This window comes from Breoghania sp. (genome assembly GCF_030066895.1).
Classification (GTDB): domain Bacteria; phylum Pseudomonadota; class Alphaproteobacteria; order Rhizobiales; family Stappiaceae; genus Breoghania.
In genome coordinates this window covers 1-26,491 of the sequence record NZ_JASJAV010000018.1, presented here as the reverse complement: position 1 = coordinate 26,491, position 26,491 = coordinate 1, and the positions used below count along the sequence as shown (strand labels likewise).

Annotated in this window: 18 protein-coding genes and 8 pseudogenes; 15 read left to right on the top strand and 11 right to left on the bottom strand. The window is 62.4% G+C overall.

What is annotated here, in order from left to right; translation table 11 throughout:
• Nucleotides 1-320: 320 nt before the first annotated feature.
• The 4 genes and pseudogenes from dxs to QNJ43_RS17845 form a co-directional block, all read right to left on the bottom strand.
• Nucleotides 321-2,237 (bottom strand): 1-deoxy-D-xylulose-5-phosphate synthase, encoded by a 1,917-nt coding sequence (gene dxs, locus QNJ43_RS17860; RefSeq protein ID WP_300471930.1) that lies wholly within the window; start codon nucleotides 2,235-2,237, stop codon nucleotides 321-323.
• Between the two features lie 495 nt (nucleotides 2,238-2,732).
• Nucleotides 2,733-2,990, bottom strand: a complete 258-nt coding sequence (locus tag QNJ43_RS17855) for an exodeoxyribonuclease VII small subunit (RefSeq protein WP_300471929.1) — start codon at nucleotides 2,988-2,990, stop codon at nucleotides 2,733-2,735.
• 148 nt (nucleotides 2,991-3,138) lie between these two features.
• Nucleotides 3,139-4,060: pseudogene (locus QNJ43_RS17850) on the bottom strand (histone deacetylase family protein).
• A 429-nt stretch (nucleotides 4,061-4,489) separates the two neighbouring features.
• A complete protein-coding gene (locus tag QNJ43_RS17845; RefSeq protein ID WP_300471928.1) occupies nucleotides 4,490-5,503 on the bottom strand; it encodes an L-threonylcarbamoyladenylate synthase in 1,014 nt (337 codons plus the stop codon).
• Between the two features lie 163 nt (nucleotides 5,504-5,666).
• Here QNJ43_RS17845 and QNJ43_RS17840 point away from each other — a divergent pair.
• The 3 genes and pseudogenes from QNJ43_RS17840 to QNJ43_RS17830 all read left to right on the top strand — a co-directional run bounded on the left by QNJ43_RS17840 (nucleotide 5,667) and on the right by QNJ43_RS17830 (nucleotide 9,112).
• Nucleotides 5,667-7,450, top strand: a pseudogene (locus QNJ43_RS17840) (acyl-CoA dehydrogenase).
• A gap of 37 nt (nucleotides 7,451-7,487) precedes the next feature.
• Nucleotides 7,488-8,126, top strand: a complete 639-nt coding sequence (locus tag QNJ43_RS17835; protein WP_346433032.1) for an enoyl-CoA hydratase-related protein — start codon at nucleotides 7,488-7,490, stop codon at nucleotides 8,124-8,126.
• Nucleotides 8,127-8,248: 122 nt separating this feature from the next.
• The gene (locus tag QNJ43_RS17830; RefSeq protein WP_300471964.1) at nucleotides 8,249-9,112 is read left to right on the top strand and encodes an NAD(P)-dependent oxidoreductase; all 864 of its coding nucleotides are present in this window, start codon (nucleotides 8,249-8,251) and stop codon (nucleotides 9,110-9,112) included.
• Between the two features lie 195 nt (nucleotides 9,113-9,307).
• On the opposite strand, the gene QNJ43_RS17825 is transcribed toward QNJ43_RS17830, so the two are convergent.
• Both QNJ43_RS17825 and QNJ43_RS17820 read right to left on the bottom strand, forming a co-directional pair.
• On the bottom strand, nucleotides 9,308-10,300 hold the full coding sequence (locus tag QNJ43_RS17825; RefSeq protein ID WP_300471927.1) for a J domain-containing protein: 993 nt from the start codon (nucleotides 10,298-10,300) through the stop codon (nucleotides 9,308-9,310).
• Between the two features lie 238 nt (nucleotides 10,301-10,538).
• The gene (locus QNJ43_RS17820; protein WP_300471926.1) at nucleotides 10,539-11,018 is read right to left on the bottom strand and encodes an RT0821/Lpp0805 family surface protein; all 480 of its coding nucleotides are present in this window, start codon (nucleotides 11,016-11,018) and stop codon (nucleotides 10,539-10,541) included.
• A gap of 22 nt (nucleotides 11,019-11,040) precedes the next feature.
• On the opposite strand from QNJ43_RS17820, the gene pdxH reads away from it, so the two are divergent.
• From pdxH to QNJ43_RS17805, 3 genes are all read left to right on the top strand, one after another.
• On the top strand, nucleotides 11,041-11,679 hold the full coding sequence (pdxH, locus tag QNJ43_RS17815; RefSeq protein ID WP_300471963.1) for a pyridoxamine 5'-phosphate oxidase: 639 nt from the start codon (nucleotides 11,041-11,043) through the stop codon (nucleotides 11,677-11,679).
• 268 nt (nucleotides 11,680-11,947) lie between these two features.
• Nucleotides 11,948-12,133, top strand: a complete 186-nt coding sequence (locus QNJ43_RS17810; RefSeq protein WP_300471925.1) for a hypothetical protein — start codon at nucleotides 11,948-11,950, stop codon at nucleotides 12,131-12,133.
• 279 nt (nucleotides 12,134-12,412) lie between these two features.
• Nucleotides 12,413-13,390 (top strand): MBL fold metallo-hydrolase, encoded by a 978-nt coding sequence (locus QNJ43_RS17805; protein ID WP_300471924.1) that lies wholly within the window; start codon nucleotides 12,413-12,415, stop codon nucleotides 13,388-13,390.
• A 278-nt stretch (nucleotides 13,391-13,668) separates the two neighbouring features.
• Here QNJ43_RS17805 and QNJ43_RS17800 read toward each other — a convergent pair whose 3' ends face one another.
• From QNJ43_RS17800 to QNJ43_RS17785, 4 genes and pseudogenes are all read right to left on the bottom strand, one after another.
• Nucleotides 13,669-14,553 (bottom strand): DUF1499 domain-containing protein, encoded by an 885-nt coding sequence (locus QNJ43_RS17800; RefSeq protein WP_300471923.1) that lies wholly within the window; start codon nucleotides 14,551-14,553, stop codon nucleotides 13,669-13,671.
• Between the two features lie 148 nt (nucleotides 14,554-14,701).
• Nucleotides 14,702-16,308, bottom strand: a pseudogene (locus QNJ43_RS17795) (long-chain-fatty-acid--CoA ligase).
• 110 nt (nucleotides 16,309-16,418) lie between these two features.
• A pseudogene (locus QNJ43_RS17790) lies at nucleotides 16,419-17,081 on the bottom strand (CorA family divalent cation transporter).
• Between the two features lie 129 nt (nucleotides 17,082-17,210).
• Nucleotides 17,211-17,390 (bottom strand): hypothetical protein, encoded by a 180-nt coding sequence (locus QNJ43_RS17785; protein ID WP_300471922.1) that lies wholly within the window; start codon nucleotides 17,388-17,390, stop codon nucleotides 17,211-17,213.
• A 922-nt stretch (nucleotides 17,391-18,312) separates the two neighbouring features.
• Between QNJ43_RS17785 and QNJ43_RS17780 the strand changes: the two genes are divergently transcribed.
• Entirely contained in the window at nucleotides 18,313-18,636 is a 324-nt protein-coding gene (locus QNJ43_RS17780) for a LysR family transcriptional regulator substrate-binding protein (protein ID WP_300471921.1), read from the top strand.
• Nucleotides 18,633-18,848, top strand: coding sequence for a hypothetical protein (locus QNJ43_RS17775; protein ID WP_300471920.1), 216 nt, complete (start codon nucleotides 18,633-18,635; stop codon nucleotides 18,846-18,848). The genes QNJ43_RS17780 and QNJ43_RS17775 overlap by 4 nt, the downstream gene beginning before the upstream one ends.
• Nucleotides 18,849-18,891: 43 nt before the next feature.
• Here QNJ43_RS17775 and ppk2 read toward each other — a convergent pair.
• Nucleotides 18,892-19,734: pseudogene (ppk2, locus tag QNJ43_RS17770) on the bottom strand (polyphosphate kinase 2).
• Nucleotides 19,735-19,979: 245 nt separating this feature from the next.
• On the opposite strand from ppk2, the gene QNJ43_RS17765 reads away from it, so the two are divergent.
• The 7 genes and pseudogenes from QNJ43_RS17765 to QNJ43_RS17730 all read left to right on the top strand — a co-directional run.
• Nucleotides 19,980-20,291, top strand: coding sequence for a hypothetical protein (locus QNJ43_RS17765; protein ID WP_300471919.1), 312 nt, complete (start codon nucleotides 19,980-19,982; stop codon nucleotides 20,289-20,291).
• On the top strand, nucleotides 20,288-20,497 hold the full coding sequence (locus QNJ43_RS17760) for a hypothetical protein (RefSeq protein WP_300471918.1): 210 nt from the start codon (nucleotides 20,288-20,290) through the stop codon (nucleotides 20,495-20,497). Before QNJ43_RS17765 ends, QNJ43_RS17760 begins: the two co-directional genes overlap by 4 nt.
• Nucleotides 20,498-20,635: 138 nt before the next feature.
• Nucleotides 20,636-21,373: pseudogene (locus QNJ43_RS17755) on the top strand (ATP-binding protein).
• A gap of 732 nt (nucleotides 21,374-22,105) precedes the next feature.
• Nucleotides 22,106-23,086, top strand: coding sequence for a substrate-binding domain-containing protein (locus QNJ43_RS17745; protein WP_300471962.1), 981 nt, complete (start codon nucleotides 22,106-22,108; stop codon nucleotides 23,084-23,086).
• 106 nt (nucleotides 23,087-23,192) lie between these two features.
• On the top strand, nucleotides 23,193-24,680 hold the full coding sequence (pstC, locus tag QNJ43_RS17740; protein ID WP_300471915.1) for a phosphate ABC transporter permease subunit PstC: 1,488 nt from the start codon (nucleotides 23,193-23,195) through the stop codon (nucleotides 24,678-24,680).
• Nucleotides 24,677-26,028 (top strand): annotated as a pseudogene (gene pstA, locus QNJ43_RS17735) (phosphate ABC transporter permease PstA). Before pstC ends, pstA begins: the two are co-directional and overlap by 4 nt.
• Nucleotides 26,029-26,184: 156 nt before the next feature.
• Nucleotides 26,185-26,491, top strand: a pseudogene (locus QNJ43_RS17730) (ATP-binding cassette domain-containing protein); the annotation flags it as partial.

Below are 26,491 nucleotides of genomic sequence, written 5' to 3'. Positions count from 1 at the left end.
CGCAATGTCGCGCGGGATGGTGTCGGGGATGTTGGCGGACGAACCGGTCTATTTAGTCTGGAAAGGCATCAATTCGGAGTGTTCTGGCACCCGGAACACCGGGCTGCGAGACCGTTTCGTCATTTTGGATCGCGTGAGGCAGAACCTTCGGAACGGCGATCATTCATCCTCGCCCAGGGAGCGGGACGAACCACCGGCCCGTGTGCTCGGCATTCAACCTGATCGCGGCGGAATTACGGCAAAAGGAACCTGAATAGGTCCCCGTTTCTTGCCTATACACGAACGGTGAAACAAATCGATGAAAAACGGCTTAATGCGCCTCAGGCGAGACGCCCGATTTCCGCCGTGTCACGTCCCAGTGCCTCAAAGACACGTGTGACTATCCCCTTCGCGTCGAGCCCGACCCCGGCATACATCGCATCCGGTTTGTCGTGATCGACAAAGGTATCCGGCATCATCATTGCGCGAAGCTTGACCTGACCGTCGAGCAGACCTTCCTGCAGAAGGTACTGCGTCACATGGGCGGCAAATCCGCCGATGGCGCCTTCCTCCAAGGTGATCAGCAATTCGTGCTCGACGGCCAGCCGCCGAACGAGATCCGTATCGAGCGGCTTGGCAAAGCGCGCATCGGCGACCGTCGTCGACAATCCGCTCGCTTCCAGGATCTCCGCTGCCTCCAGGCAGGAGGCAAGCCTTGTGCCCAGCGAGAGGAGCGCCACCTTGGTGCCTTCGCGCAAGATCCGGCCCTTGCCGATTTTAAGCGGAACGCCGCGTTCGGGCATGTCCACGCCCACACCTTCGCCGCGCGGGTAGCGGAAGGCGATCGGGCCGTCGTCGAAGGCTACGGCGGTGGTCACCATGTGCTTCAGCTCCGCCTCGTCAGCCGCCGCCATCACGGTGAAGCCGGGCAGGGAGGAGAGATAGCCGATGTCGAAGGAGCCCGCATGGGTCGGCCCGTCCGCACCCACGAAACCGGCGCGGTCGATGGCGAAACGCACCGGCAGGTGCTGGATCGCCACGTCATGCACGACCTGGTCGTAGGCGCGCTGCAGGAAGGTGGAATAGATCGCGACGAACGGCTTGTAACCCTCGGTGGCAAGGCCTGCGCCGAAGGTCACCGCGTGCTGTTCCGCGATCCCAACATCGAAGGTGCGCTCGGGAAATCCCTTGCCGAAGATGTCGACGCCTGTGCCCGACGGCATGGCCGCGGTGATGGCGACGATCTTGTCGTCCTCGCGGGCGGCCTGCGCGAGACTTTCCCCGAAAACGCGGGTGTAGCTCGGCGCATTGGGAACCGGCTTGGCCTGCTTGCCGGTGATCACGTCGAAGCGGGCGACGCCGTGATACTTGTCGGAGGAATTTTCCGCCGGTTCGTAGCCCTTGCCCTTCTGCGTGACCACATGGACGAGGACCGGCCCTTCCCGCGTGTCACGCACGTTCTTCAGGATGGGCAGCAGGTGGTCCAGATTGTGACCGTCGATCGGGCCGACATAGTAGAAGCCCAGTTCTTCAAACAGCGTGCCGCCGGTGAAGAAGCCGCGCGCGTATTCTTCCGCGCGTGCCGCCCTTTTTTGCAGCGGATCGGGCAGCGCCTTGGCCACGCTTTTCGCCAGTTCGCGCAGCGAATGGTAGGTACGCCCGGAAACGAGACGCGCCAGATAGCCCGACATCGCGCCGACCGGCGGGGCGATCGACATGTCGTTGTCGTTCAGCACAACGACGAGCCGCGACTTCAGCGCCCCGGCATTGTTCATCGCCTCATAGGCCATCCCGGCCGACATTGCGCCGTCGCCGATCACCGCGACGACGTTGTTGTCGCCATGGTTGAGATCGCGCCCGACCGCCATGCCGAGGCCGGAGGAAATCGAGGTCGAGGAATGGGCGGCACCGAACGGGTCGTAGGGAGATTCGGCACGCTTGGTGAAACCGGACAATCCGCCGGGCTGACGAAGCGTGCGAATCCGGTCACGGCGACCGGTCAAGATTTTGTGAGGATAGGCCTGATGCCCGACATCCCAGATCAGCTGGTCGTTGGGCGTGTTGAAAATGTAGTGCAGGGCAACCGTCAGCTCCACGACGCCCAGCCCCGCCCCCAGATGGCCGCCGGTCTGCGACACGGCATCGATCATCTCCGCGCGCAGCTCTTCGGCGACCTGCTTGAGGTCCTGCGGGTCGAGCTTTCGCAGATCTTCGGGTTTTGTGATCGTGTTGAGGAGAGGTGTGGCGAGCGTCATCATCGCACGAATATGTGCCTGCTGAGTTCGAGGGAAAGGGCACGCTTACACCACGGCGACGATAGGCGCAATTGAAGCAATCCGACAGTTGCCATTCCGCAGATGCGCCATTCGCCAATTCGGGCGGATTCCGTAGCGATGTTCACCCCGGAAATCTAAAAATTCCAGTTCATACGGATTAGGGTGATGATTTTTACGAAGAAACAGAATATAAAAATCCCGTGGTCGATGGGGCCACGTGCACAGTGAACGACTTGGGCCGCGGTTCGCCGCGGCCCTTTTTTCTGTGCAAGGGGAGTAAACCCGCGACGTCGCGCGAAATCCACGCAACGGTCTCTGCGGAACTATTCCGGCAATAATATTTGTTATGTTACAAAGCGCGCCACGCGGACGTAAAACAGTACAATCCGGTCGTCATAACGACTTGTGCGCATGTCCGGCGCAGCCGGCTATCCTTACGTCGCGGCCTCTGCGGTAATTCGGCGTGCTTGGCGTCTGTCAGCTGACGTCGAGCGGCTCGGTACCGCTGGCCGTGCCGTCGTTGCCGCGGCGAAGCTTTTCCACTTTTGCCTCTGCGGCTTGTAACAATTTGTCGCAGTGGCTGCGCAGCTTGTCGCCCCGTTCGTACTGGGCGATGCTCTCCTGCAGCGGCACGTCCCCGCGCTCCAGCTTCTGCACGATCGTTTCCAGTTCGCGCAGGGCTTCCTCGAAACTCATGTCGTCGACTGGTTTGGGGGTGGGTTGAGTATCGCTCATCGGCCTTGGCGTATCCGTCATTTTACGGGATTCGGAATGTCGGCAGGGTCGGGCCCCGGCCTTTTCACGTCAAGGGCTCTCTTTCGTGCGCAAGCCCGATCGGTGGGAACACAACCGGGCCGTGGGTGCCGGTGGCCGTTCGGCGCGCCTACGAATCCATCAGCGTCATCACATGTGCCGCAACGGAGCGCGCGAGGATTTCCAGATCGTAGCCGCCCTCCAGCATGGACACGACCCGGCCGTCGCAACTGGCGTCGGCCACGTCCATCAATTTGGCGGTGATCCAGGCGAAATCCTCCTCCACCAGATTGATGTTGGCGATCGGATCGCGCTTGTGGGCATCGAACCCCGCGGAAATGAGAACCAGATCGGGGCGGAAATCGGTCAGCCGCGGCAGCAGCATCACGTCCACCGCTTCCTGAAACTGGGCCGAACCGTCGCCCGCCTGCAGCGGTGCGTTGACGATATTGCCCGCTCCCGTCTCGTTGGCAGCCCCCGTGCCGGGAAAGAGCGGCATCTGGTGGGTCGAGCAGTACATCATCGACGGATCGTTCCAGAAGATGCCCTGCGTGCCGTTGCCGTGATGGACATCGAAATCGATGATCGCTCCGCCCCGTGCTTTATTCTGCGCGTGACGCGCGGCGACCGCGATGTTGTTGAACAGGCAGAAGCCCATGGCGCGCTGGAGTTCGGTGTGGTGGCCCGGGCGGGCGGATCGCGCAGAAGGCGCTCTTGACCTTGCTGGTCATTACCTCGTCGACTGCCTGACAGCCAGCCTCCACACCGCGTAACGCCGCTTCCCAGCTTCCCGCCGAAACCGTCGTGTCGTCGTCGATGCGCACCAGTCCCTCCTTGGGTATGTTGGTGCGGATGCGCTCCACGTATTCGGCCGGGTGTGCCCGTTCGATCGCTTCGACCTCACCCAACGGCGCGGCATCGCGCTCCAGGGTCTGAAAACGTTCGTGCTCGATAATTCTGTCGACCACGCGCACCCGGTCCGGGCGTTCCGGATGCTCAAGGGGCGTGTGATGGTCGAGAAAGCAAGAGTGATGCAGCAGCAGCGTCGCCAAGACGGGCCCCGATTGATATTGTCAGTTCAACGAACTGACGCGCCCGGAGTCTTTCTGTCAATGCGCCTTATCGGGAAGACTGTGCATTCGCGGCCTCTGCGTCAGCTCAATGTTTGTTCTCGCAAATCGAAAGGACGGGCGAACAGGGGCGCTGGCCAGGAGGAGACGAAAAAAACGGCAGTTGCCACAGCAACTGCCGCCGGAAAGGTACGGGCAAATGGGAAATGATTTTACCCGGGGTTGGGAGGTTCGCTGCATCACCAGGGGTTCCGAGAAGTTTTATGTCAGAGTTTTCGTTGGGAGACAAGAGTAAGTCCAAGAAAAAATAGATAATAATTATATTGACGAACCATAGTTTTATTCAAGTACAAATATTAATTTATATTTGTTTGAAATAGACTTGTATATCAGCCGCTAAATAATTCTCGGTTACTCGGATCGTACGCCGGGGCCCATCCGCTCCGCCGCCGCGCGCGAAAGACGATCGTTGATCGCCTCGCCAAGCCCGGTTTTTGGCACCGGAGCCACCGCGATGGAGGCAGCTCCCGTGGCATCGAGCGCGCGCAGATCCGAAAAGAGATTCGCGGCAGCTTCCTCTAGGTTAGATTTCTCGCTGAGCGTGCGCACGGCGACGGCATCGCGTGCGATCTGATCGGGGATCGGGCCGAAACCCAGGTAGGCTTTGCCGGGCGCGATATCGAGCGCCTCAAGCCGCACGATGGCGCGCGGGGCATAGTGGGACTTCAGCATGCCCGGCCCGGCCGGTTTGGCCGCGCTGTCGCCCGGAGGTCCGGCCAGCGGGCGTCCTAGCACCTTTTCGATATCCTCCCGCGCGAGGCCGCCGGGACGCAGCAGGCGGGCCTCGTCATCGATCAGCGCGACGATGGTCGATTCCACGCCGATCCGCGTCGGACCCGCATCGAGAATGACATCGACCCGCTCGCCCAGATCCTCGTTAACCGCCTCGGCCGTGGTCGGGCTGATTCCGCCCGAACGGTTGGCGCTGGGGGCGGCCAGTGGACGGCCGGCCTCACGCGACAGTCGTTGCATGATCGGAGAATCCGGCACTCGGAGTGCGATGCTGTCGAGACCGGCGGTGGCGAGATCGCAGACCGCGGAGCCGGGGCGGCGCGGTACGACGAGTGTCAACGGCCCCGGCCAGAAGGCGTCCGCCAGAAAATTCGCCCGCTCGTCGAAGAGCCCGTACTCGCGCGCGGCCGCTGCATCGCTGACATGGCTGATCAGCGGATTGAACCGCGGCCGCCCCTTGGCGGTGTAGATGCCCGTGCAGGCCTGCGGGTTCGTCGCGTCTGCCGCCAGCCCGTAGACGGTTTCCGTCGGTGCCGCGACGAGCCCTCCGTCGAGAATGGCGGCGACGGCTTCGCGAAAGCCGGTTGATGCGGAAAGGTTCGGGTCTTGCGGATTGATGCGCCGGACTGTCATTGGTGTGTTTCCCTAGCGGCATCGTTGACGACATGGCCTAGCACGCTACTGTCGCCGCTAAGGCGGTTTGCGGATGAGGCAGTGTCGTCTTTGATAAGGCGGCGCAGGCGTTTTGCGCGGACAGATGCCCCACGTCAAGGTTACAGGGTGAGGAATGACCATCATGTATAGGGCTCAAATTACCGAAATAGGCTTTACTTTCAAGCACGTATTAGGTTTCGACCGTGTCGCGGACGTGTTCGAAGAGGAGGAGTTGAGCGAGGATCTCGTCGAGGCGATCCTCGTTGAGGCGGGACGGTTTGCGGCCGACGAAATCGCGCCGCTGAACAAGATCGCCGACAGTCACGGCACGCCGCTGAAGAACGGCGAGGTGACGCCGCCGCCGCTCAGGCGCGATGCCTATCGCGCCTGAGCGGAAGGAGGCTGGAACGGCCTGACCGCGCCGCAGGATTACGGCGGCCAGGGCCTGCCGACCATAGTTGCAGGTCGCCACCTACGAGATGTGGAATTCCGCCTCCATGTCCTTTGCCATCGGTCCGACGCTGACCGCCGGTGCCATCGAGGTGCTGACGGCGCACGCCAGCGAGGATCTGAAGGAGATCTATCTCTCTCGGCTCGTTTCCGGCGAGTAGATGGCCACGATGAGCCTGATCGAGCCGCAGGTGGGCTCCGATCTCGCCGCCCTGCGTTCGCGCGCCGAGCGCAACGACGACGGCACCTATTCCGTTTTCGGTCAGAAGATCTTCATCACCTATGGCGAGCACGACCTGACCGACAACATCGTCCATCTGGTGCTTGCCCGCCTGCCGGATGCGCCGTCTGGCACGCGCGGCATCTCGCTGTTTCTCGTGCCGAAGTTTCTGGTTGAGGCCGACGGTTCACTGGGCGCGCGCAACGACGTCCAGAGCGCTAACGTGGAGCACAAGCTGGGCATTCACGGCTCGCCCACCTGCACCATGGTCTATGGCGACCGGGGCGGTGCGAAGGGCTGGCTCGTGGGCGAGGAACACAAGGGGCTGGCCTGCATGTTCACGATGATGAACAACGCCCGGCTCGCCGTCGGCGTGCAGGGGCTCGGTGTGGCCGAAGCCGCCTTGCAGCATGCGCTCGCCTATGCGCATGAGCGCCGTCAGGGCAAGGCGTCGGGCTGGACCGGCGAGGGCATGGCCCCGATCGCCACGCATCCCGATATCCGCTGCAATTTGGTGACCATGTGGGCGCTTACCGCCGTGGTCCGTGCCCTGTGCTACCGCTGCGCGGCGGCAATAGACATGGCCCACGGCGCCGAGGGCGAGGAAAAGAAACGCTGGGCCGAGCGTGCGGCTCTGCTGACGTTGGTGGCCAAGGCCATGCCGACGGATATCGGCGTCGAGGTGTCGTCTCTGGGCGTCCAGATCCATGGCGGCATGGGCTATGTGGAGGAGACGGGGGCGGCCCAGTTCCTGCGCGATGCGCGCATCGCCCCGATCTATGAGGGCACCAACGGCATCCAGGCGATCGGCCTCGTCACCCGCAAACTTCCCCTTTCCGAAGGTGCTGAGGCACGCGGCTTCATCGAGGAAATGCGCGAGATCGTCCGCGAGGCGGGGGCGCAGAACGATGAGGGCTTCGCGGCCATGGCGCGCAAGGTCGCGTCGCGCTCAACGATCTGTCGGCGGCGACCGACTGGCTTCTCGATGCGCTCAAGGCAGAGCGGATGGACGAGGCGCTTGCCGGGGCACGCCCTATCTGCGGCTCTTCGGCTTGGCCACGGGCGGCGCGCTGCTTGCGCAAGGGGCCTCGGCGATCGTATGGGCCGGGGAGGTGAGCCCCGCCGATGCCTTGCGCATCCATGTCGCCCGCTTTTTTGCCGACAACCTGATCGGCGAAAGCGCCTTACTTCGCTTCACGGTGACGGACGGCGCCGACAGCCTGCTCGGTGCCGATGCCGCGTTGATGGCCGGTTGATCGAAGCGAGAACAAGTCAGGCGCGACAGGGGGAACCATGATCCGCGTTGAAACGAACGACGGGATTCGGACGATCCGCATGGATCGTCCGGAAAAGAAGAATGCTCTGACGGCAGCCATGTATGACGACATGGCCGCAGCGCTGAAGGAGGCGAACGGATCGGACGATGTTCGCGTCTCGCTGATCCTGGGGGCGCCGGGCGCGTTCACGGCTGGCAACGACATTGCCGACTTTCTGAAAGTGGCGGAAACCGGGGAGGGGCTCGGCACGGAGGTGATCCGCTTCCTGAAGGCGGTTGCCGGGTCCGAAAAGCCCGTTCTGGCGGCCGTGGACGGGCTCGCCATCGGCGTCGGCGCCACCATGCTGATGTATTGCGACATGGTGTTTGCCACGCCGCGCTCGCAGATCCACACGCCGTTTCTCGATCTGGGCCTCGTGCCGGAGGCGGCCTCCACGTTACTTGCCCCCGCCATCATGGGGCCGCAACGCGCCTTCGAGCTGCTCTGTCTCGGCGCGCCGCTGGACGGTGAAGCCGCGCACCGCGCCGGTCTGGTCAATCATGTGGTCGCAGAGGCGGAAATCGAGGCTGCGGCCATGACGGCGGCGCGCACCATCGCCGCCAAACCGCCCGCAGCGCTTGCCATCGCCCGCAGGTTCCTGCGCGGTGACCGGTAGGCAGTGATGACGCGGATTGATGAGGAATCGGCGGCCTTCCGCGCCCGTCTGCAATCGGACGAGGCGTGCGCCGCGTTCGCCGCCTTCATGGCGCGCAGCAAGGGATAGGGAGGGAGACAACGATTAGCCTTGCCGGAAAGACGCTTTTCATCATTGGGGCCTCACGCGGGATCAGCCTTGCGATCGCGCTGAAGATGGCCGCAGAGGGCGCCAATGTCACCGTTGCCGCCAAGACGGCTGAGCCGCATCCCAAGCTTGAGAGGACGATCTACACGGCGGCCGAAGAGATCGAACAGGCGGGCGGCAAGGCTCTGCCGCTCGTCGTCGATGTGCGCGACGAGGACAGCGTGAAGGGCGCCATCGACAAGACGGTGGAGACCTTTGGCGGCCTCGACACCGTGGTCAACAACGCCAGCGCCGTTCAGCTCACCAACGTCCAGAAGACGGACATGAAGCGCTTCGATCTGATTCACCAAATCAACACGCGCGGCACGTTGGTAACCTCGAAATTCGCCATCCCGCATCTGGAGAAATCGGAAAATCGGCACATCCTGATGCTCTCGCCGCCGCTGGACATGAGGGAGAAGTGGTTCGCCGGGCACACGACCTATTCGATCGCAAAATACGGCATGAGCCTCGTCGTGCTCGGCCTTGCGGGCGAATTGCGCGGGACGGGCATCGCCGTGAACGCCCTGTGGCTGCGAACCGTCATCGCCACCACGGCGGTGAAGAACCTTCTCGGCGACGACGCCATGATGCGCTCCAGCCGCAGCCCGCAGATCCTGGCCGACGCAGCTGCCGCGATCTTCGCCAAGCCCGCCCGCGAGTTCACCGGCAATTTTCTGATCGACGACACATTCCTCGCCGGTGAGGGCTGGATGGATTTCGATCAATACCGGATGGACCTCAGCGTGCCGCTGACGCCGGGTTTCTTGGTGCCGGAGGATATCCCGGCTCCGGCGGCTACGGGGCCGGTGGAGGCGTGATGGAGTGAGGGGAAGTGTGTTGTCCATCCTTCGAGACGCCCGCTTTCGCGGGCTCTTCAGGATGACGTTATCGTGTTGTTATTTCTGATAAATCTACAACAATCACAACATCATCCTGAAGAGGCCTGATAAGGCCGTCTCGAAGGATGGGCCATTTGTTCCCGGTCCCAAGCTCGATTGCAGTCGCCCGCCCGCTCACTCCATGCCAGAGCGCGGATTGTAGGGCTTGGTGCTCTGCTGCACGCGCATGAGCTTTTCGAGATCCGCGTCGCCGTCCTCCGGCAGCGCGATGCGGAGCGCGACCATCAGGTCGCCGTGGCCGCCGCCCTTGGTCGGCAGGCCCTTGCCCTTCAGCCGCAAGGTACGACCGCCCGACGAATTGGCGGGCACCGTCACCTCGACCGATCCGTCGAGCGTGGGGACGCGAACCTTCGCGCCCAGAACCGCCTCATAGAGCGTGATCGGCAGGTTGAGGCGCAGGTTGCTGCCCTCGGGCGTGAAAAGCGCGTGCGGTGCGAACTGCACGGTCACCCGCGCATCGCCCGTCGGCCCGCCGTTGGGGCCGGGTACACCCTGGCCCTTCAGGCGGATCTGGTCGCCCGATTGCGTGCCGGCCGGAATGGTGACGTTGAGCGTCTTGCCGTTGGGAAGGCTCACGCGCGCCTTGCCGCCGTGGGCGATGTCCTCAAGCGTGACGCGCACCGTCACGGTGACTTCCTCGCCGCGCTGCGGACGGGTGCGGGTTCCGGCACCCGCGCCGCCCATGCCTGCCCCGGCCGCTCCCGCTCCGCCGGCCGCACGGGCCCGGCCGCCGCCGAAATTGCCGAAGATCTCGTTCAGGATGTCGTCGAAGCCGCCTGCGCTGTCGCCCGCTCCGCTGCCTCCGCCGGATTGGCGGAAATGCCAGCCGCTCGGGCGTCCGGCACCTTCCGGTCCGTCGAACCCTTCAAAGCCCTGGAAGCGCTGCTTGCCCTCCGCGTCGATTTCGCCGCGATCGAACTGGGCACGCTTCTTCTTGTCGCCGATGATCTCGTAGGCCTGGTTGACCTCGGCGAACTTGTTCTGTGCCGTCTTGTCGTCAGGGTGCTGATCGGGATGGTACTTCTTGGCGAGCTTGCGGAAAGCACGCTTGATGTCCGCCTCGCTGGTGGATTTCGTCAGGCCAAGAACTTGGTACGGATCGCGCATGATCAGGTCCGTGTTTCAAAGGGCGCCCGTTAGGGGCGCAGCGATGTTAGGAGGACTTCGCCGGGACGTCCATTCACCGCCGATATGGGGTGTCGTAGGAATAAAATCCAGAACCTGCGGATGCCGAAAAGCGTGGAGAAAACCGGTTTCAGGTGGTCGTGGGCGGTCTGAATGCTGCGCGCACGGTTCGCGCGTTCCGACGGCTTTTCGTGCCCGCTTGTCTGTCCGATGTCTGCCCCTAGGCGTCCGGATCCGCATCGGCAGGCTGTAGCACGGTCACATACCACTTGTCGAAGCTGTCGGGGCGGGCGATGCCGGAATAGGCGCGTACGCCGTCGATCGTGTTGGCGGTGGTGGAGAATCTTCGGCAGTCGTTCTCGGCCTTGGGATCGGCGTCGACGATCTTGAAGATCGTGCCCTGAATTCCCGGTCTCGCTAGTTGGGTCGGGGTCGGTTCGGCTGTCTCGGGGGCGTTTGCGAGCGTCGAGGCGATGATGCCACGACCGGTCATCGCCACGTCGCGATCCGTTTGCGGATCGCTCATGCTGGAGATCGATCCGGTTTTGATCGCAGCGCTGTTGCTCTCGCTGCCGCTGTTGAGCGGGAACGAGATATGGCCGCAGTCCGCAAGCCCGAGGAGCGCGAAGGATGCCAATGCAACACGCCATTGGCGCGAGCTGGGTTTAACGGTATAGAACGTCGCGCGGTGAACACTCATGCCGAACCCGAAAGCACCTCTTATGTCGAAGATAACCAAAGATCCCTTTGAAGAGTTAACAAAGGGTGACCCGGTGAACCTCACGGATCCGTTTCACATTTTTTCTGAATGGGTTGTAGACGCTGAGGCGGCTGAGATCAACGATCCTAACGCTATGTCACTGGCGACTGTGGATGAGACGGGCATGCCGAATGTGCGCGTCGTCCTGCTGAAGGAGATCGATCCCGAGGGTTTCGTTTTCTACACGAATTACGAGAGTACCAAGGGTCGTGAGTTGCTCGGTCAGGGCAAGGCAGCGCTCTGTTTCCACTGGAAGAGCCTGCGCCGTCAGGTGCGCGTGCGCGGTCCTGTCGCGCCCGTCGCCGACGAGGTGGCGGATGCCTATTACGCCTCGCGTGCTCGCGGCAGCCGCATCGGCGCCTGGGCGTCGAAACAGTCCCGTCCGCTGGAAAGCCGGTTTGCTCTGGAAAAGGAAGTGGCCAAGTACACCGCCAAGTTTGGGCTCGGCACGATTCCCCGTCCGGCGCACTGGTCCGGCTTCTGTCTGACGCCGGTGTCGATCGAATTCTGGCACGATCGCCCCTTCCGCTTGCATGACCGGCTCCAGTTCACCCGCGAAAATGCGGGTGCCCCCTGGACGCACCGCCGGCTCTACCCCTGAAGACGGGCTCGCTTGGGCGCGCTCCGCACCGCGGGGCGCGTGAGGAATGCCTTCGGTTCGAAACTGACCCAAGGGCAAGAAAACGTTAAGAATTCGACGGCCGATTCATCTCCTGTGCATTGGTGCTAATGTCGCAGGCTATTACCTTTTCCACTCATTGACCGCTCCAAGACTATTCGCGAAAGATTACATGCTGTCGCTTAAAGTGACTTGCCATGTAAAGGACATGCTGTGGTCCTGAAAGCGACGCAATCGCAAGGGACAGTGCGTGTGTCAGGCTCGAACGAGCAAAATCGGAAGCGATGCGGAAGAGGACGATGAGCAAGGAAGCAAACGACAACAACCCGATCTCGACAAGCTGTACAAGCCGGTCGGTATTCAGGTCATTTCTGCCGCATTTGTCTGCGCCCACGAGAAGGAGCAGAAGCGGAAAGCGGCCAAGGGAATTCGCTGACGCTGCACGTCATACCGTTGTAAATGCGCCGTTTGCTGACGGCGGGGGAATGATTGAAGGATTGGGGCGGTTTTCTCCGACCCAGTCCGGAATGGTCATAACCTTCGTTATAAATTGTAAGCCCAGCTAAAAAGTCATATCTCTGCGGTAAGACGGGATCGCTTGCGGCAGGAATGCTTCAGCGGCTCGGAGCTCGATGGCGATCGCTTTCGTGAGCCGAACGGTTTTCTGAAGTATACGAAGCTCCTGTTGCGCGACGTTTGTCGGCGAGCCCGTCCGATGACCCCCGCCGCTTGCCGGTGCCGGTTCCCCGATTGCCCTGGTCAGGCGCGCAACGCGGAGCATTCTGTCCTGTCTCTCGTCCACAACCGCACCTTCGAGCCGCGCTACGGCGAGGCCGTTGCCCTGTCGCCCCTGGTGGCGCGAATGACCGCCCCCAATGCGAGCCCTTTCACCTTCCACGGAACCAACACCTATCTGGTCGGCGAACGGGACCTCGCCGTCATCGATCCCGGCCCCGAGGATGAAGGCCACATCCGCGCGATCCTCGCCGCGACGGCGGGGCGCTCGATTTCCCATATCGTCGTCACCCATACCCATCGCGATCATTCCCCCGGCGCCAGGCTCCTGAAGGCGCACACGGGCGCACCGATCGTCGGCGCCGCAGAGCATCGCCCCGCGCGTCCCCTCAATGTGGGCGAGATCAATCCGCTCGACGCGGGTGGCGATACCTATCACGTCGCCGACTGGATCCTGAGCGAGGGCGAGGTTCTGGAAGGCGACAGCTGGTCGCTGGAGACGGTGGAAACCCCCGGCCATACCGCTAATCATCTGGCCTTCGCGCTGACGCAGGAAGGTTCGCTCTTTTCCGGCGATCACGTCATGGCCTGGTCGACCTCCATCGTCGCCCCGCCCGATGGCACGATGGCCGACTATATGGCCTCGCTCGACAGGCTGATGGCGCGCGCGGAACAGCGTTACTACCCCGGCCACGGCGGCACGGTGGAAGAGGCGCAGGCCTATGTTGCGGCCCTGAAGAAACGCCGTCAGGCGCGCGAGGCGGCCGTTCTGGAGCGGATCCGGGCGGGCGATGCGCACATCCCGGAGATGGTCAAGATCATCTACCGCAATGTCGACCCGATCCTGCACGGCCCGGCCGCACTGTCGGTTCTGGCGCATGTGGAGGATCTCGTGGCGCGCGGCGTGGCGGTGTGCGAAGGCCCGCCCTCGCTGATGGCGCGCTACGAACTGGCGTGAGAGACGGGGGATTGACGGCCGACCCGCTCACCGATTGGCATTTCCCTGCGGCCCACCCTTCGAGACGCGCTCTGGCGAGCGCTCCTCAGGATGACGTTATTGTGGTGTCGGCTTTCAAGAAACGCGCAATATTTACAACGTCATCCTGAGGAGCCCGCGTAAGCGGGCGTCTCGAAGGATGGGCCACTCGATGGACTGGTGGCGAACGGTCCCGATCCGTTTCCGTCGAGATCAGAATACTGCTGAACGCCGTTTTCCTGCCCGCTCGCCGTGGCGTTCTACCCGCTGACCGCGTCGTTCCCGGCTGACGGCTTGTCGCCGGGCACGGGAATTTCCGGCTCACCCGGCGTTTCGTAGTCCTCGGGCGGCAGTTCCAGCGGTGCAGTGTCGGCGTCCTGCACCTCGGTGATGCCGTAGGCCTCGGTGAGAACCGTATCCACCCCAGTGAGAAGATCGCGGATGCGCCGGGCATTGGCGCCCAGATCATGGTCGCCGACGCGCGAGGCGGACCGGATATCCAGCCGTGCCCCGATGGGATCGGGCAAGATCCGCACGCTCATGTCGTCGACGAACCCCAGAATCGGCGTGTGCGTCTCGATGCGGATGGCGGCCGGGTCGTCGTTTATGGCAGGCGCCAGATGCGGGCCGATCATCCAGCCTCGCTCCTTGATGACCTGTTCAACGGCCCCGTAAAGCTGTGCCGTTCCCACCGGAAAGCGGCGCGGAACGATGTTTGGATAGGCTGAGCGCTGCAACTTCGGGTTCAGGTGCCCGCCGGGATTGGAACGCCGGGGGGAGGGGGCGAGCCGGGGCGGGCGCTCCAGATCGGTGGAGATGTCGGTCAGGCGCGGATAGTAGAGGGTCGCACCCGCCACTCCGATCGCCGGAGCCAGTGCGATCAGCCCGAAGATGAGACCGAGCACGGCGTCGCCCGTGCCGCGCGCGCCCTGTCGCCAAACCGCGGTCAGCGCCGTCACCGCGGCTGCAACCGCCACGAAGGCCAGCACGAAGCCGAGTCCCAGGATCGCGAAAAGGGTCGTGGAGTCGATGCGCTCGCCACGGTGCAGCAATGTTCCGATGACGAGCACGGGGATCGCCACGATACCTGCAAAACGGCTGAATTTCGCCGCGCTTGAACGGCGGATCGAAAGACGCTTGCGCATGAACCTGTCGGTAAATGATGGACAGGCCGGGTCCTGGCAACCACCCCGGCCTTCTGCACCACAAGCCATAGCACGGCGAAGGGGCAGGCAAACAGGTCGGGCGGCGATCGGGATTGGTCTTTGCCCGTCCAGGGGCGGCCTTGCCCGTCTAGACTGTCGGCAGGCGATACCCGGCGAAGGTGTCGCGCAGCGATGTCTTCTTGATCTTGCCCGTGGCCGTGTGCGGGATCTCGTCGACGATGACCACGTCGTCGGGAAGCCACCATTTGGCGACCTTGTCCTGCATGTAGGCGAGCAAATCCTCGCGGGTGGGGGCCGGCTCCCTCGCGCGGCACGATGACGAGCAGCGGGCGTTCGTCCCATTTGGGATGCGACACGCCGATGGCCGCAGCCTCCGCCACATCCGGGTGACTGACCGCGATGTTCTCCAGATCAATGGTCGAGATCCACTCGCCGCCCGACTTGATCACGCCCTTTGCGCGGTCGGTGATCTGCATGTAGCCGTGCTCGTCGATATGGGCGACGTCACCGGTATCGAAATATCCCTCGTCATCCAGAACGTCGCCGTCCTCGCTCTTGAAATAGGCGCGCGTGATCGCCGGGCCGCGAACCTTCAGCCGCCCGAAGGTCTTGCCGTCCCACGGGCGGTCGTTGCCCTCGTCGTCCGTCACCTTCATTTCGATGGTGAAGGGGGGCATGGCCCTGCTTTTCCTGGATGTCGAGCCGCGCTTCTCCGGTGAGGTTCTCGTATTCCGGCTTCAAGGTGCACACCGAACCCAGCGGGCTCATCTCGGTCATGCCCCAGGCATGGATGACGCGCACGTCGTAGACGTCCTTGAATTTCTGCGTCATGGCGCGCAGACAGGCCGAGTCGCCGATCTCCACCCGTTCCAGATAGGGCAGGGTCTTGCCCGTCTTTTCCAGATATTCCAGCAGCATCAGCCACACTGTCGGCACCGCGGCGGTGAAGGAGACCTTCTCGGTATTCAGCAGTTTCCAGATGGCTTCCCCGTCCATGCGCGGACGCGGACCGGGCATCACCATCGTCGCGCCCACCATCGGTGCGGCAAAGGCCAGCGACCAGCCGTTGGCATGAAAGAGCGGCACCACCGGCATCACCCGGTGGCGGCTCGACAGGCCCAGTATGTCCACCTGCATTGTCGTCATGGCATGCAGCACGTTGGAACGGTGGGAATAGACCACGCCCTTGGGATTGCCGGTCGTGCCCGAGGTGTAGCAGATCCCGGCCGCGGTGTTCTCGTCGAAGCTCTTCCAGGCGAAATCGCCGTCCACTTCCGCCAGCCAGGTCTCGTAGGCGACGGCGGGCAGCGTGGTCTCCGGCATGTGAGCGGCATCGGTCAGGATGATGACCTTCTCGATCGTGTGCAACTGGTCGAAGACCTTTTCGACGATCGGCAGGAAGGTCAGGTCGACGAACAGGAACCGGTCTTCGGCGTGATTGATGATCCAGGCGATCTGCTCGGGAAACAGGCGGGGATTGACCGTGTGATAGATCGCGCCGATGCCCAGCAGGCCGTACCAGACCTCCATGTGCCGAGCGGCGTTCCAGGCAAGGGTCGCGCAACGATCGCCGAGCTTGATACCGTCGCGTTCAAGGCGCAGGTCGCGGTAGCTAATGCGCGCAATCGTTCCTTCCACCGTGCGCGAGATGACCTCACGGTTTCCGTGATTGATCGCGGCGTGATCCAGAATTTTCGTGCAAAGAAGTGGCCAGTCCTGCATGAGACCGAGCATGGCATTACTCCCGTAAAGCCACACGCGCCGGATCTTCTCCAGCGCAATTTGTCATGTAATTTTAGGAAATAAAGACAAGGGAGGCGGGGCTGTCTAGTCTCTGTTTGAATTCAGAGCCAGCGTTTCCAGCGAAATAGTCCCCAGGTGCCGAGCGTGGAGGCAATCATGGCAAGGACGGCGAGCGGATACCCCCACGCCCAGTGCAGTTCCGGCATTACCGCGAAGTTCATGCCCTAGAGAGAGGCGATCAGCGTCGGCGGCAGGAAAATGACCGCAAGAACCGAGAAGATCTTGATGGTCTGGTTCTGCTGCAGGTTGACTAGCCCGAGTGTCGCTTCCAGCAGGAAGCCCACCTTGTTGTCCAGCGAGGCGGCGAATTCGTAGAGCGAGCGGGCATCCCGGGTGAGCGATTTCACCTGCGTCTTTTCCGCGGCCGAAAATGCCAGCTTCTTGTCGCGCGTGCCGACAAACTGGAAGAGCCGGGACAGGCTCACCAGACTTTCATGGATCTTCGACAGCATCGTGCCGAGCTTTCCGAGCGAGCGGATGATCCTGTCGTAGTCGCGCACCGGCTCGTCGGGCGTCTGGGTATCGAAGATGTCGCGCGACAGCCGGTCGGTCTCCGCCCCCGTCAGTTTCAGAACGTTGGCGATCCGGTCGACGATGGCATCTAGCATGACGATCATCACGTCCTTGCCGTGATGTACGGAGCTGCCGCCCTTCACGGTGCGTTGGCGGGCAATCGCGAAGGTGACCGGATCGTCGTAGCGCACGGAAACGAGTCACCCGCCCTTGAGAATGAAGGTCGCGACTGTCGTGTCGGGCTTGTCCATCTGAATGCCGCACAGGATCGTCGCCGACATGATCAGGGCACCGTCTTCCTCGTAAAGCCGGCTCGACGTTTAGATCTCCACCCGTTCCTCATGGGTCGGCACGTCGATTTCGAAAAACGCCTCGACCGCGGCTTCCTCCGCCTGGGTCGGTCGGTTCAGGTCTATCCACACGGCGTTTTCCGGCAGCAGATCCACCGCAGGATCGAGGGCGACAAGTCCGGATGGGCCGGGCACATAGACCGAGATCACGAAACACCTCTTGGCTGACAACCGCATGCGCGGCGCTGCGAGGGACAAATGGAGACATATGCCACTGTTGCCGGCCACTGGCCACTCTCGTGATGACCGACCCGCCATTGCCAACGTCGCGCCGTCGCTGGTTCCAAGTGTCCCGCCGTGCTCTCGCATATCATGCAGACGAAGCGGACTGTCTTACTGTCTTTACGACAAGATAAATCCGGAACTCAACGCAACGTAAAATAAGCAACCGAAAGCCTTCGTTGCCCTTCCCGTCAACGGAATCCTCGGATACATTGCCAATGCAAGATTTGTTAAATTTCAGAATTGGGGCATCATGGGGTGACCGGGCTGCGGGGGAGTGTTGTTCGAATCTTGAAACGGCCTATCCACGGAAAATTGCCGTAACAACGTATCGGTCGTGAGCTGTTTGCGAGGAATCATTTTGTCAAGAAAATTAATATGCGAAATATATAAACGAGAGACTCGGCTTCGGTCGGAGGAGAATGGTTGGTGGCGTGCCGACCGAACATCTTGAACACATAAACAAACAACGAACCGTTCGGAACCGATAACATGCCACTCACACATGCGCAGATCCGCACGTTCAATGCTGTGGTGCGTGAAGGAAGTTTTACAGCCGCCGCGCGGGAACTGGGCGTTTCCCAGCCCGCCGTCACGGCCCAGATCAAGGCCATTGAAGAGATCTACGACGTCCGCCTTTTCGAGCGCAGCTTCAAGAAGCTGATTTCGACCGAGCTGGCCCTGGCGCTCTTTGCGACCACCGAGTGGGTGGACGATGTCGAGCGCGATGCCGAAGAGATCCTAACCACCCAGCACGGGCTGGAAAAGGGCGAGTTGCGGGTGATCTCCAACGCTGCGCCCGCCATGGTGGACATCCTCGCCGTCTTCACCCGCTGCTATCCCGGCGTGCGTGTCACCGCGCTATGGCGAGGACGAGGCGGTGATCCAGGCGATCGACGAACGCAAGGCCGATGTCGCCGTCATGACGAACTCTCAGGACGGCGAGCGCTTCCTGACCGTTCCCTTTCGCCGTCACCGTCTGACCACGCTCGTTCCCGCCTCTCAACCCTTCAGCACGCGCGATCAGGTTCACCTTTCCGAGCTGGAGAACGAGCGGATGGTGTTCCGCGTGGCGGATTCATGCAGCCACCACGCCTTCCAGAAGGCCATGGTTACGCATGACGTCTCGATCGAACCGGTGCTGGCGGTGAAACGCGCGAGGCGATGCTTATGACGGTGGCCGCCCGCATCGGCGTTGGCGTCATGTTCGAGGGCACCTCCGTGAAGGCGGATGACGTCGTCTACGTGCCGGTCTTCGAAATCCCGGACTATGTGCGCGAGGACGTGTTCTGCCTGGACCTGCACTTCCGCCGCCGCTCCATTTCCGCCTTCCTGTCGATCGCGCGGGAACTGGTGGATCCGGTGTCGAACGGGCGCGCCCGCTGAACTCGACCTCGCGCGGTTTGCGCGAGGCTTTCGATGCCTTCCGCTATTCGTCCTGCCCGTTTAGGAACTCGGGATTGGTGCTCAGAATGAGTGGATCGATCGGGCCGATCGCCTCCCAGTTCTTGCCCTTGTAATCGATATGGGTCAGCACGTGGCGGATGGCATTGAGCCGGGCGCGGTGCTTGTCGTTGGCGCGAATGATCGCCCACGGCGTTCCCGCGGTGTGGGAGCGGGCGAACATTCAGTCGCGGGCGATGGTGTAGTCGTCCCACTTCTTGAGCGCCGCAACGTCGATGGGCGACAGTTTCCAGATCTTGAGCGGATCGTGACGTCGGTCGTGGAAGCGCTTCATCTGCATTTTCCGGCCGATATTGAGCCAGATCTTGAACAGGAGCAGCCCGTCGTCGACCAGCATCTGCTCGAAGCAGGGAAACTCGTCCAGAAATTCCTCGCTTTCCTAACGCGTGCAGAACCTGTTGACGCGCTCGACCACGGCGCGGTTGTGCCAGGAGCGGTCGAACAGCACGATTTCGCCCGCCGTCGGCAGTTGCGACACGTAGCGCTGGAAATACCATTGTCCGGCCTCCGTGTTGCTAGGCTGGGACAGGGCGACGATTCGGGCGTAGCGCGGGTTCATGTTCTGCCGGAAGGCGAAGATGGTGCCGCCCTTGCCCGCGGCGTCGCGTCCCTCGAAGATCACGACAATCTGCCGTCCGTCCGCATGCACCGCGCGCTGCGCCTTGATCAGTTAGATCTGAAGCCGGTGCAGCGATTCCTCATAGGCCTTGCGCTTGATCTTGTTGGGATAGGAATAGCCGCCCGACGTCATCGCCGCATGCCGGATCGCCTTCGGCAGGACAGGGTTTTCAAGGTCGAAATCGGTCATGGTGACATTGCCTTTCCCGTTTGCTCCACCGCACTGGCACGATGCGACGACAGGGTGCGCACGGTGTCGTGCGATTGTCATCACTGATATGCTATCAGCACCCTTCATGCGCTAAAAAGCCCGTTCGGGAAGACCTGCATCCCGGTGGAAAGGCCCGTTACCGGCCGCTGTTGCGCCTTTTTGTTCCTTGTATTAGGCGTCGAGCCGGTGGCTATCGGCGGAAAAAACGTTAAAGCTGTTCGACGATGAACGATCCCAAACGCATAGCACCGGAGGAATCCGGCCCGGGTCCCGAACTGCACCCCGATCGGATGTTTGAGTCGACCGGCATGACGCCGATGCGCCGTCTGGCGTCCCTGCGCTGGCTGCTCGCGGCGATCGCCGTCATGCTCGCCGTCGCCGTGCGCATCCATCAGGTCCCCGCCTGGCACGTGGTTGCCGCCTTCGTGGTCGTCGTCATCCTGTGCGCGGCCCTGCCGCAGCGCCGTGCGCCGATCCTTTCCGCCAACCGCAAGAATGCAGGCGCCGCCGCCTGGCCTGGCCCGACACCGGCATGAAGGTTGCCGTCGATGCCCTGGTCCAGCCCTGTTTCATCATCGATCGGCGCGGCGTCACCCGATACGTGAACACGGTGGCGGCCGGTCATTTCCCGTCCGTCAAACCGGGCGATCCGCTCTCCTTCGGCCTGCGCTCGCCCGCATTGCTGGAAGCGCTCGACCGGGTGACCGGCGGTGGTCCGGCGGAACGAATTTCCTGGGCGTAGAAGGTCCCGCCCGAATCCTGGTTCGAAGCCTATATCACCCCCGTCCGGTTGCCCTCCAGCCGCAAGAGCGGGAGCCTGAGGCCGGACTTTGTTCTTGTCTCGGTGCAGGACCTGACGGAACAGCACCGGCTGGAGCGCATGCGCGCCGATTTCGTCGCCAATGCCAGCCACGAATTGCGTACGCCGCTCGCCTCCTTGACCGGTTTCGTGGAGACGCTTCAGGGGGCGGCGCGTGACGATCCGACCGCCCGCGACCGCTTCCTGGCGATCATGCTCGAACAGGCCGGGTGCATGGGCCGTCTCATCGACGATCTCCTGTCCCTGTCGCGGATTGAGCTGAAGGTGCACGTGCGTCCGGATGCGCGCGTGGAACTGGCGGACGTGGTGCAGAACGTGGTGGATGTGCTGACCCCGCTGGCGCGCGAACTCGGTGTCTCGCTCGAAACTGATCTGCTCGATGATCCGATGGTCGTGGTGGGCGAGCGTGACGAACTCGTGCAGGTCATGAGCAACCTGGTGGAGAACGCGCTCAAATACGGTGCGTCGTGGGAGCGCGTGCTGATTTCCGGCGAGCGCGGGCCGACCGGCAAGGCGGGCGGCGAATGGCGCCTGTCCGTTCGCGATTGGGGCGAGGGCATTCCCGCCGAGCACCTGCCGCGCCTGACCTAACGCTTCTACCGGGTCGATGCCACCGCCAGCCGCCAGATGAAGGGCACCGGCCTCGGCCTTGCCATCGTCAAGCATATCCGCCACCGCGCCCGCCTGGAGGTGAGCAGCGGGCTGAGGCAGGGGGCAACCTTCACGGTCTGCATTCGCGCCGCCGACGCTCCCGCTCTTGAAGGGGCGGCGGCAGAGGATCAGACCTTGGTCGACTAGAGGCTCCTCCCGAGTCTTTGAGTGGACCTGTGCACGCATATGCGCGCCACCGCCTCGGTACTTCCCGCAGTCTTCAAAAACGCCCCGTCCGGATTCGTGGGCAGGCTCTGCCTGCCTGCTGGGCATTTTCTTGTCAAAAACCCCGGTATCTCGCGCTGCGTAATGTTATGCGCATAAGAGAACTATAATAAAATCAATAGTTTGAAGTGTCATATAACTGATACAGAAGTGTCATATGAGTCACATACAGCGTGACTAGGTTCGTTGCGCATCCGCAGAGAAGCCATGAGGAACACTACGTGGCGCGGATGGGGGATGTTGAGTCCCGGTTCGAACGAGTTCCAGCATTCATCCGGAAGATGTCAGGTGACGAAAACAACCGATGATGGTGACCCACCCTGTTCAGTCAGTTGTCCCGCACCCGAATAATGAGGGAACCGATCCCGCATTCGAGTCGAACAGCGGAAAGGTTAATATTATCAAGTTCTAAGTGGTGTTATCACAGCGTTACATCGTCTTCCTAATAACAGGCCGCCGAGGCGAGAGCTTAGACCGGGCTCAGGGCCAGGCCCAGACACGAGATGCCCTTGAAACACGGGGTCCGGCGCAAAGCGGCGCCAGACCGTTTGAGATCAGGCCTCCTGACATAGAGAACGCATTCTCATTGACGTGAAACCATGGAGAAAACCCGTGAATTCCATCCGTCTTGCTAGCGTCGCCGCCGGCGCACTCATGATTGCCGCCACCGGCGCGCAGGCCCGTGATCAGGTTCAGATCGCCGATTCTTCGACCGTCCTTCCCTACGCCAAGATCGTCGCCGAGAACTTCCCGGATTTCCCGACCCCGGTTGTTGATTCCGGCGATTCTTCTGCCGGCCTGAAGGAATTCTGCAAGGGCGTTGGCGAGAACACCATCGACATCGCCAATGCTTCGCGCCGCATCAAGGCCAAGGAAGTTGAGGCCTGCAAATCCAACGATCTTTCCGAGATCCAGGAAATCCGTATCGGCTACGACGGAATCGTCTTCGCTTCCGACATCAACGGCCCGGACTTCGCCTTTGAGCCGATCGACCTGTACAAGGCGCTCGCCGCCAAGGTCGTCGTCGACGACAAGCTCGTCGACAACCCCAACAAGACCTGGAAAGACGTGAACCCGGCCTTCCCGGCCTGGAACATCTCCGCCTACATCCCGGGCGAGAAGCACGGCACCCGTGAAGTCTTCGAAGAGAAGGTTCTGGAAGCCGGCTGTGAAGCCGCTGGCGATCTGGAAGCCCGCATCGCTTCCGGCATGGATAAGAAGGCCGCCGGCGAGGACTGCATGGCTGTTCGCAAGGACGGCGCCGCGGTCGACATCGACGGCGACTACACCGAGACCCTGGCGCGCATCGACGCCAACAAGCAGGGCATCGGCGTCTTCGGCCTGTCCTTCTACGAGAACAACGCCGGCAAGCTTAAGGTTGCCACCATGAGCGGCGTGACGCCGACGGTGGAATCCATCGCCAAGGGCGAGTACCCGGTTTCCCGTCCGCTGCAGTTCTACGTCAAGAAGGCGCACCTCGGCGTGATCCCGGGCCTGAAGGAATATGTCGAGTTCTTCACCTCGGATCAGATGATCGGCCCGGACAGCCCGCTCGCCAACTACGGCCTCGTCCTGGCGCCGGACGCCGAGCGTGACGCGGTGCGCAAGGATTTCGAATCGGGCAAGACTCTCTAAAGTCTTCTCCAAAGGGGGCGCGGCGCATTGGTGCCGCGCCCTCATCTTCGTGCCTGGCGCTTGCGCCGACACGCTTCCCTCCGATTGCGGTTCAAGTGGGACACAGATGAGTACCACGACCATATTGTCGATCGTTCTGGTCCTGGCCGTTGCGGCCTACATTCTCGGCCGCACCACCGCGAAGAGGCGTGCCGCTGCAAGCGGCGAGAAGCTGCACTCGCGTGAAGGCTACTACGGCTCCTTCGCGCTTCTGTGGACAATCGTTTCCTCCCTCATTCTGCTCGCCGTCTGGCTTGCCGCCAGCCCGATCCTCGTCGACGAGGCGGTGCGCGAGATCTTCCCCGCCCACGTCAAGTCGGAGATCGAAACGACCCAGGGTCTTGCCATGGGCATGGTGGAATCCATCACCCGCGGCCTTCGCCATCTCGACGATCAGGAGATGACCCGCGTCAAGGTCGGCTTCTCCGCGCTGTGGCCGATGCTGGCGGAAAAGGGCGTCGCGCTCGCCGGAAACGGCGAAGACTACATGATCGACAGCGCGATCCAGCTGAACGAGTGGAGTGATACCTCCCACAATCTGATGACGGCCTGCGCTCTCGGGCTGGTGGTTCTGGGGCTGTTGTTCGCGGTCTGGCACATCCGGCCGCAGGTGCGGGCGCGCCATTCGGTAGAGCGCGCCATTCTGGTCGCGCTGATCGGCGCTTCGGCCATCGCCATCCTGACCACCGTCGGCATCATCCTGTCGATGCTGTCGGAGACCATCCAGTTCTTCCGCTCCGTGCCGCCGATGGAATTCTTCTTCGGCACGGTCTGGGACCCGCGCTTTGCCGCCACTGTCGGTTCCACCTCGAGCGACGGCCAGTTCGGCCTGATCCCGCTTCTCGCCGGCACCGTCTACATCGCCTTCGTGGCGATGCTCTTCGCGGTGCCCATCGGGCTCTTCGCCGCCACCTATCTGGCGGAATATGTGGGCTCGAAATTCTGCTCCGTGGCCAAGCCGCTTATCGAGGTGCTCGCCGGTATCCCGACCATCGTCTACGGCTTCTTCGCCCTGGTGACGATCGGCCCGTTCCTGCGCGATCTCTCCGCCGATATCGACGGCATCGTGACCGGCAACGCGACGGGCTTCATCCAGGCGCAGAGCGTGCTGACCGCCGGTCTCGTCATGGGGATCATGCTCATCCCCTTCATCTCCTCGCTGTCGGATGACATCATCACCGCGGTGCCGCGCGCTATGCGCGACGGGTCGCTGGGGCTGGGGGCGACGCGCTTGGAGATGATGCGCAAGGTGCTCCTCCCCGCCGCCCTGCCGGGCATCGTCGGCGCGCTGCTTCTCACCGCCTCTCGCGCCATCGGCGAAACCATGATCGTGGTGCTGGCCGCCGGCGTCGCCGCCCGCCTCACCATCAATCCCTTCGAGCCGATGACGACGGTGACGGTGAAGATCGTCAACCAGCTCACCGGCGACCTCGAATTCAACTCGCCTCAGCCCCTGGTCGCCTCCGCGCTCGGTCTGACGCTGTTCTTCATCACGCTGGGCTTGAACGTTTACGCCCTCTACATCGTGCGCAAGTATCGGGAGCAGTACGAATGACGGATATGACCGCGAGCGGATCTGCTCCCAGGGCTTCGACCCCGGCGCCTGCCGCGTCCGGGTCCGAGCCGCGGGTCTGGCGCGATATCGGCATCAAGCGCCGCTATGCCGCCGAGCGCCGGTTCAAGGCCTACGGTCTGATTGCCGTGCTGCTCGGACTGGTGTTCCTCGCGATGTTGCTCTTCTTGGTCGTCTCCAAGGGCTATACCGCCTTCCGGCAGACTGAGATCCAGCTCGACATCACTTTCGCAAAGTCGGTGATCGATCCGAACGGCAAGGCCGCAAGCAACAGCCGTTCGCTGCTGATGGTCAACTATCCGGTGCTGGCCCGCGACGCGCTTGCCAAGAAGCTCGGCGTCGACGAGTCCGACCGGTCCGTGCTGTGCAATCTCTCCGGTATGATCTCCAACAGCGTGCGCACCCAGCTGCGTGACATGGTGATGGGCGACCTGTCGATCATCGGTAAGACACAGACCATCTGGGTTCTGGCGACTGCCGACGTGGACTCCGCCTTCAAGGGCCAGATCGATCTCTCCGTGGATCAGTCGCGCCGCAAGGTGAACGACCGTTAGGTTGCCTGGATGAACCAGCTCGCCGAGGACGGTACTCTGGCCAAGCGCTTCAACAACCGGCATCTTCGTCAACAGCGCATCCTCGCGTCCGGAGACGGCGGGTATGGGCGTGGCGATGATCGGCTCCATGTACATGATGCTGATCGTTCTGGCGCTGGCCCTGCCGATCGGCGTCGCGGCCTCCATCTACCTGGAGGAATTCGCGCCGAAGAACTGCTGGACGGACCTCATCGAGGTCAACATCAACAATCTGGCCGCCGTGCCCTCGATCGTCTTCTGCCTGCTGGGGGCTTGCCGTCTTCATCAGCTTTGCGGGGCTTCCGCGTTCCGCCTCGCTCGTCGGCGGTCTGGTGCTGACCTTGATGACCCTGCCGACCATCGTCATCTCCATCCGCACGGCGCTGAAGGTGGTGCCGCCGTCGATCCGCTCTGCGGCGCTCGGCATTGGCGCCTCCAAGATGCAGACGGTCTTCCACCACGTGCTGCCGCTGGCAGCCCCCGGTATCTTGACCTGCACGATCATCGGCCTGGCGCAGGTTCTGGGCGAGACCGCGCCGCTGCTGCTGATCGGCATGGTCGCCTTCGTCGCCAACTTCCCGGCAACGCCAATGGATCCGGCCACCGCGCTGCCCGTGCAGATCTACATGTGGGCGAACGAGGCCGAGCGCGCCTTTGTCGAGCGCACGTCGGGCGCCATCATCATTCTGCTGATGTTCCTTGCTGTCATGAACATCACCGCGATTATCCTGCGGTGCAGGTTCGAGCGCCGCTGGTAGGTGGTACCGAAAGTCACGCAGATCGAATTGCGAGCCCGTATTCGAGCGGGGAGACGACGGGTACGGGAAAACGCTGAAAGGATTTGAAGTATGAGCGATGCAATGGAAATGACGGTCGAGGCGGTCGCGGCGCCGTCCGCAGACACCGCGTCGGTGATGATGCGCGGCCGCGACGTTTGCGTCTATTAAGTATTACGGTGAGAAGCAGGCCCTCTTCGGCGTCGATCTCGACGTGCGCACCCAATCAAGTCACCGTGCTGATCGGTCTCTCGGGTTGCGGCAAGTCGATCTTCCTGCGCTACCTCAACCGCATAAACGACACGATCGAAGGCTGCCGCGTAACCGGCAACATCACGCTTCAGAACGCCGATATCTACGATCCCAAGATCGACGTCGTGGAGCTGCGCGCCAGCGTCGGCATGCTGTTCCAGAAGCCGAACCCGTTCCCGAAGTCGATCTTCGA

Coding starts and splice junctions, on each gene's coding strand:
- QNJ43_RS17760 (WP_300471918.1), top strand. CDS start 20,288: ATGAAGGTTGCCGTCGATGCCCTGGTCCAGCCCTGTTTCATCATCGAT.
- QNJ43_RS17765 (WP_300471919.1), top strand. CDS start 19,980: ATGAACGATCCCAAACGCATAGCACCGGAGGAATCCGGCCCGGGTCCC.
- QNJ43_RS17820 (WP_300471926.1), bottom strand. CDS start 11,018: ATGAGTGTTCACCGCGCGACGTTCTATACCGTTAAACCCAGCTCGCGC.
- QNJ43_RS17800 (WP_300471923.1), bottom strand. CDS start 14,553: ATGCGCAAGCGTCTTTCGATCCGCCGTTCAAGCGCGGCGAAATTCAGC.
- pdxH (WP_300471963.1), top strand. CDS start 11,041: ATGTCGAAGATAACCAAAGATCCCTTTGAAGAGTTAACAAAGGGTGAC.
- QNJ43_RS17855 (WP_300471929.1), bottom strand. CDS start 2,990: ATGAGCGATACTCAACCCACCCCCAAACCAGTCGACGACATGAGTTTC.
- QNJ43_RS17825 (WP_300471927.1), bottom strand. CDS start 10,300: ATGCGCGATCCGTACCAAGTTCTTGGCCTGACGAAATCCACCAGCGAG.
- QNJ43_RS17845 (WP_300471928.1), bottom strand. CDS start 5,503: ATGACAGTCCGGCGCATCAATCCGCAAGACCCGAACCTTTCCGCATCA.
- QNJ43_RS17775 (WP_300471920.1), top strand. CDS start 18,633: ATGACGGTGGCCGCCCGCATCGGCGTTGGCGTCATGTTCGAGGGCACC.
- dxs (WP_300471930.1), bottom strand. CDS start 2,237: ATGATGACGCTCGCCACACCTCTCCTCAACACGATCACAAAACCCGAA.
- QNJ43_RS17745 (WP_300471962.1), top strand. CDS start 22,106: ATGATTGCCGCCACCGGCGCGCAGGCCCGTGATCAGGTTCAGATCGCC.
- pstC (WP_300471915.1), top strand. CDS start 23,193: ATGAGTACCACGACCATATTGTCGATCGTTCTGGTCCTGGCCGTTGCG.
- QNJ43_RS17805 (WP_300471924.1), top strand. CDS start 12,413: ATGACCCCCGCCGCTTGCCGGTGCCGGTTCCCCGATTGCCCTGGTCAG.
- QNJ43_RS17835 (WP_346433032.1), top strand. CDS start 7,488: ATGATCCGCGTTGAAACGAACGACGGGATTCGGACGATCCGCATGGAT.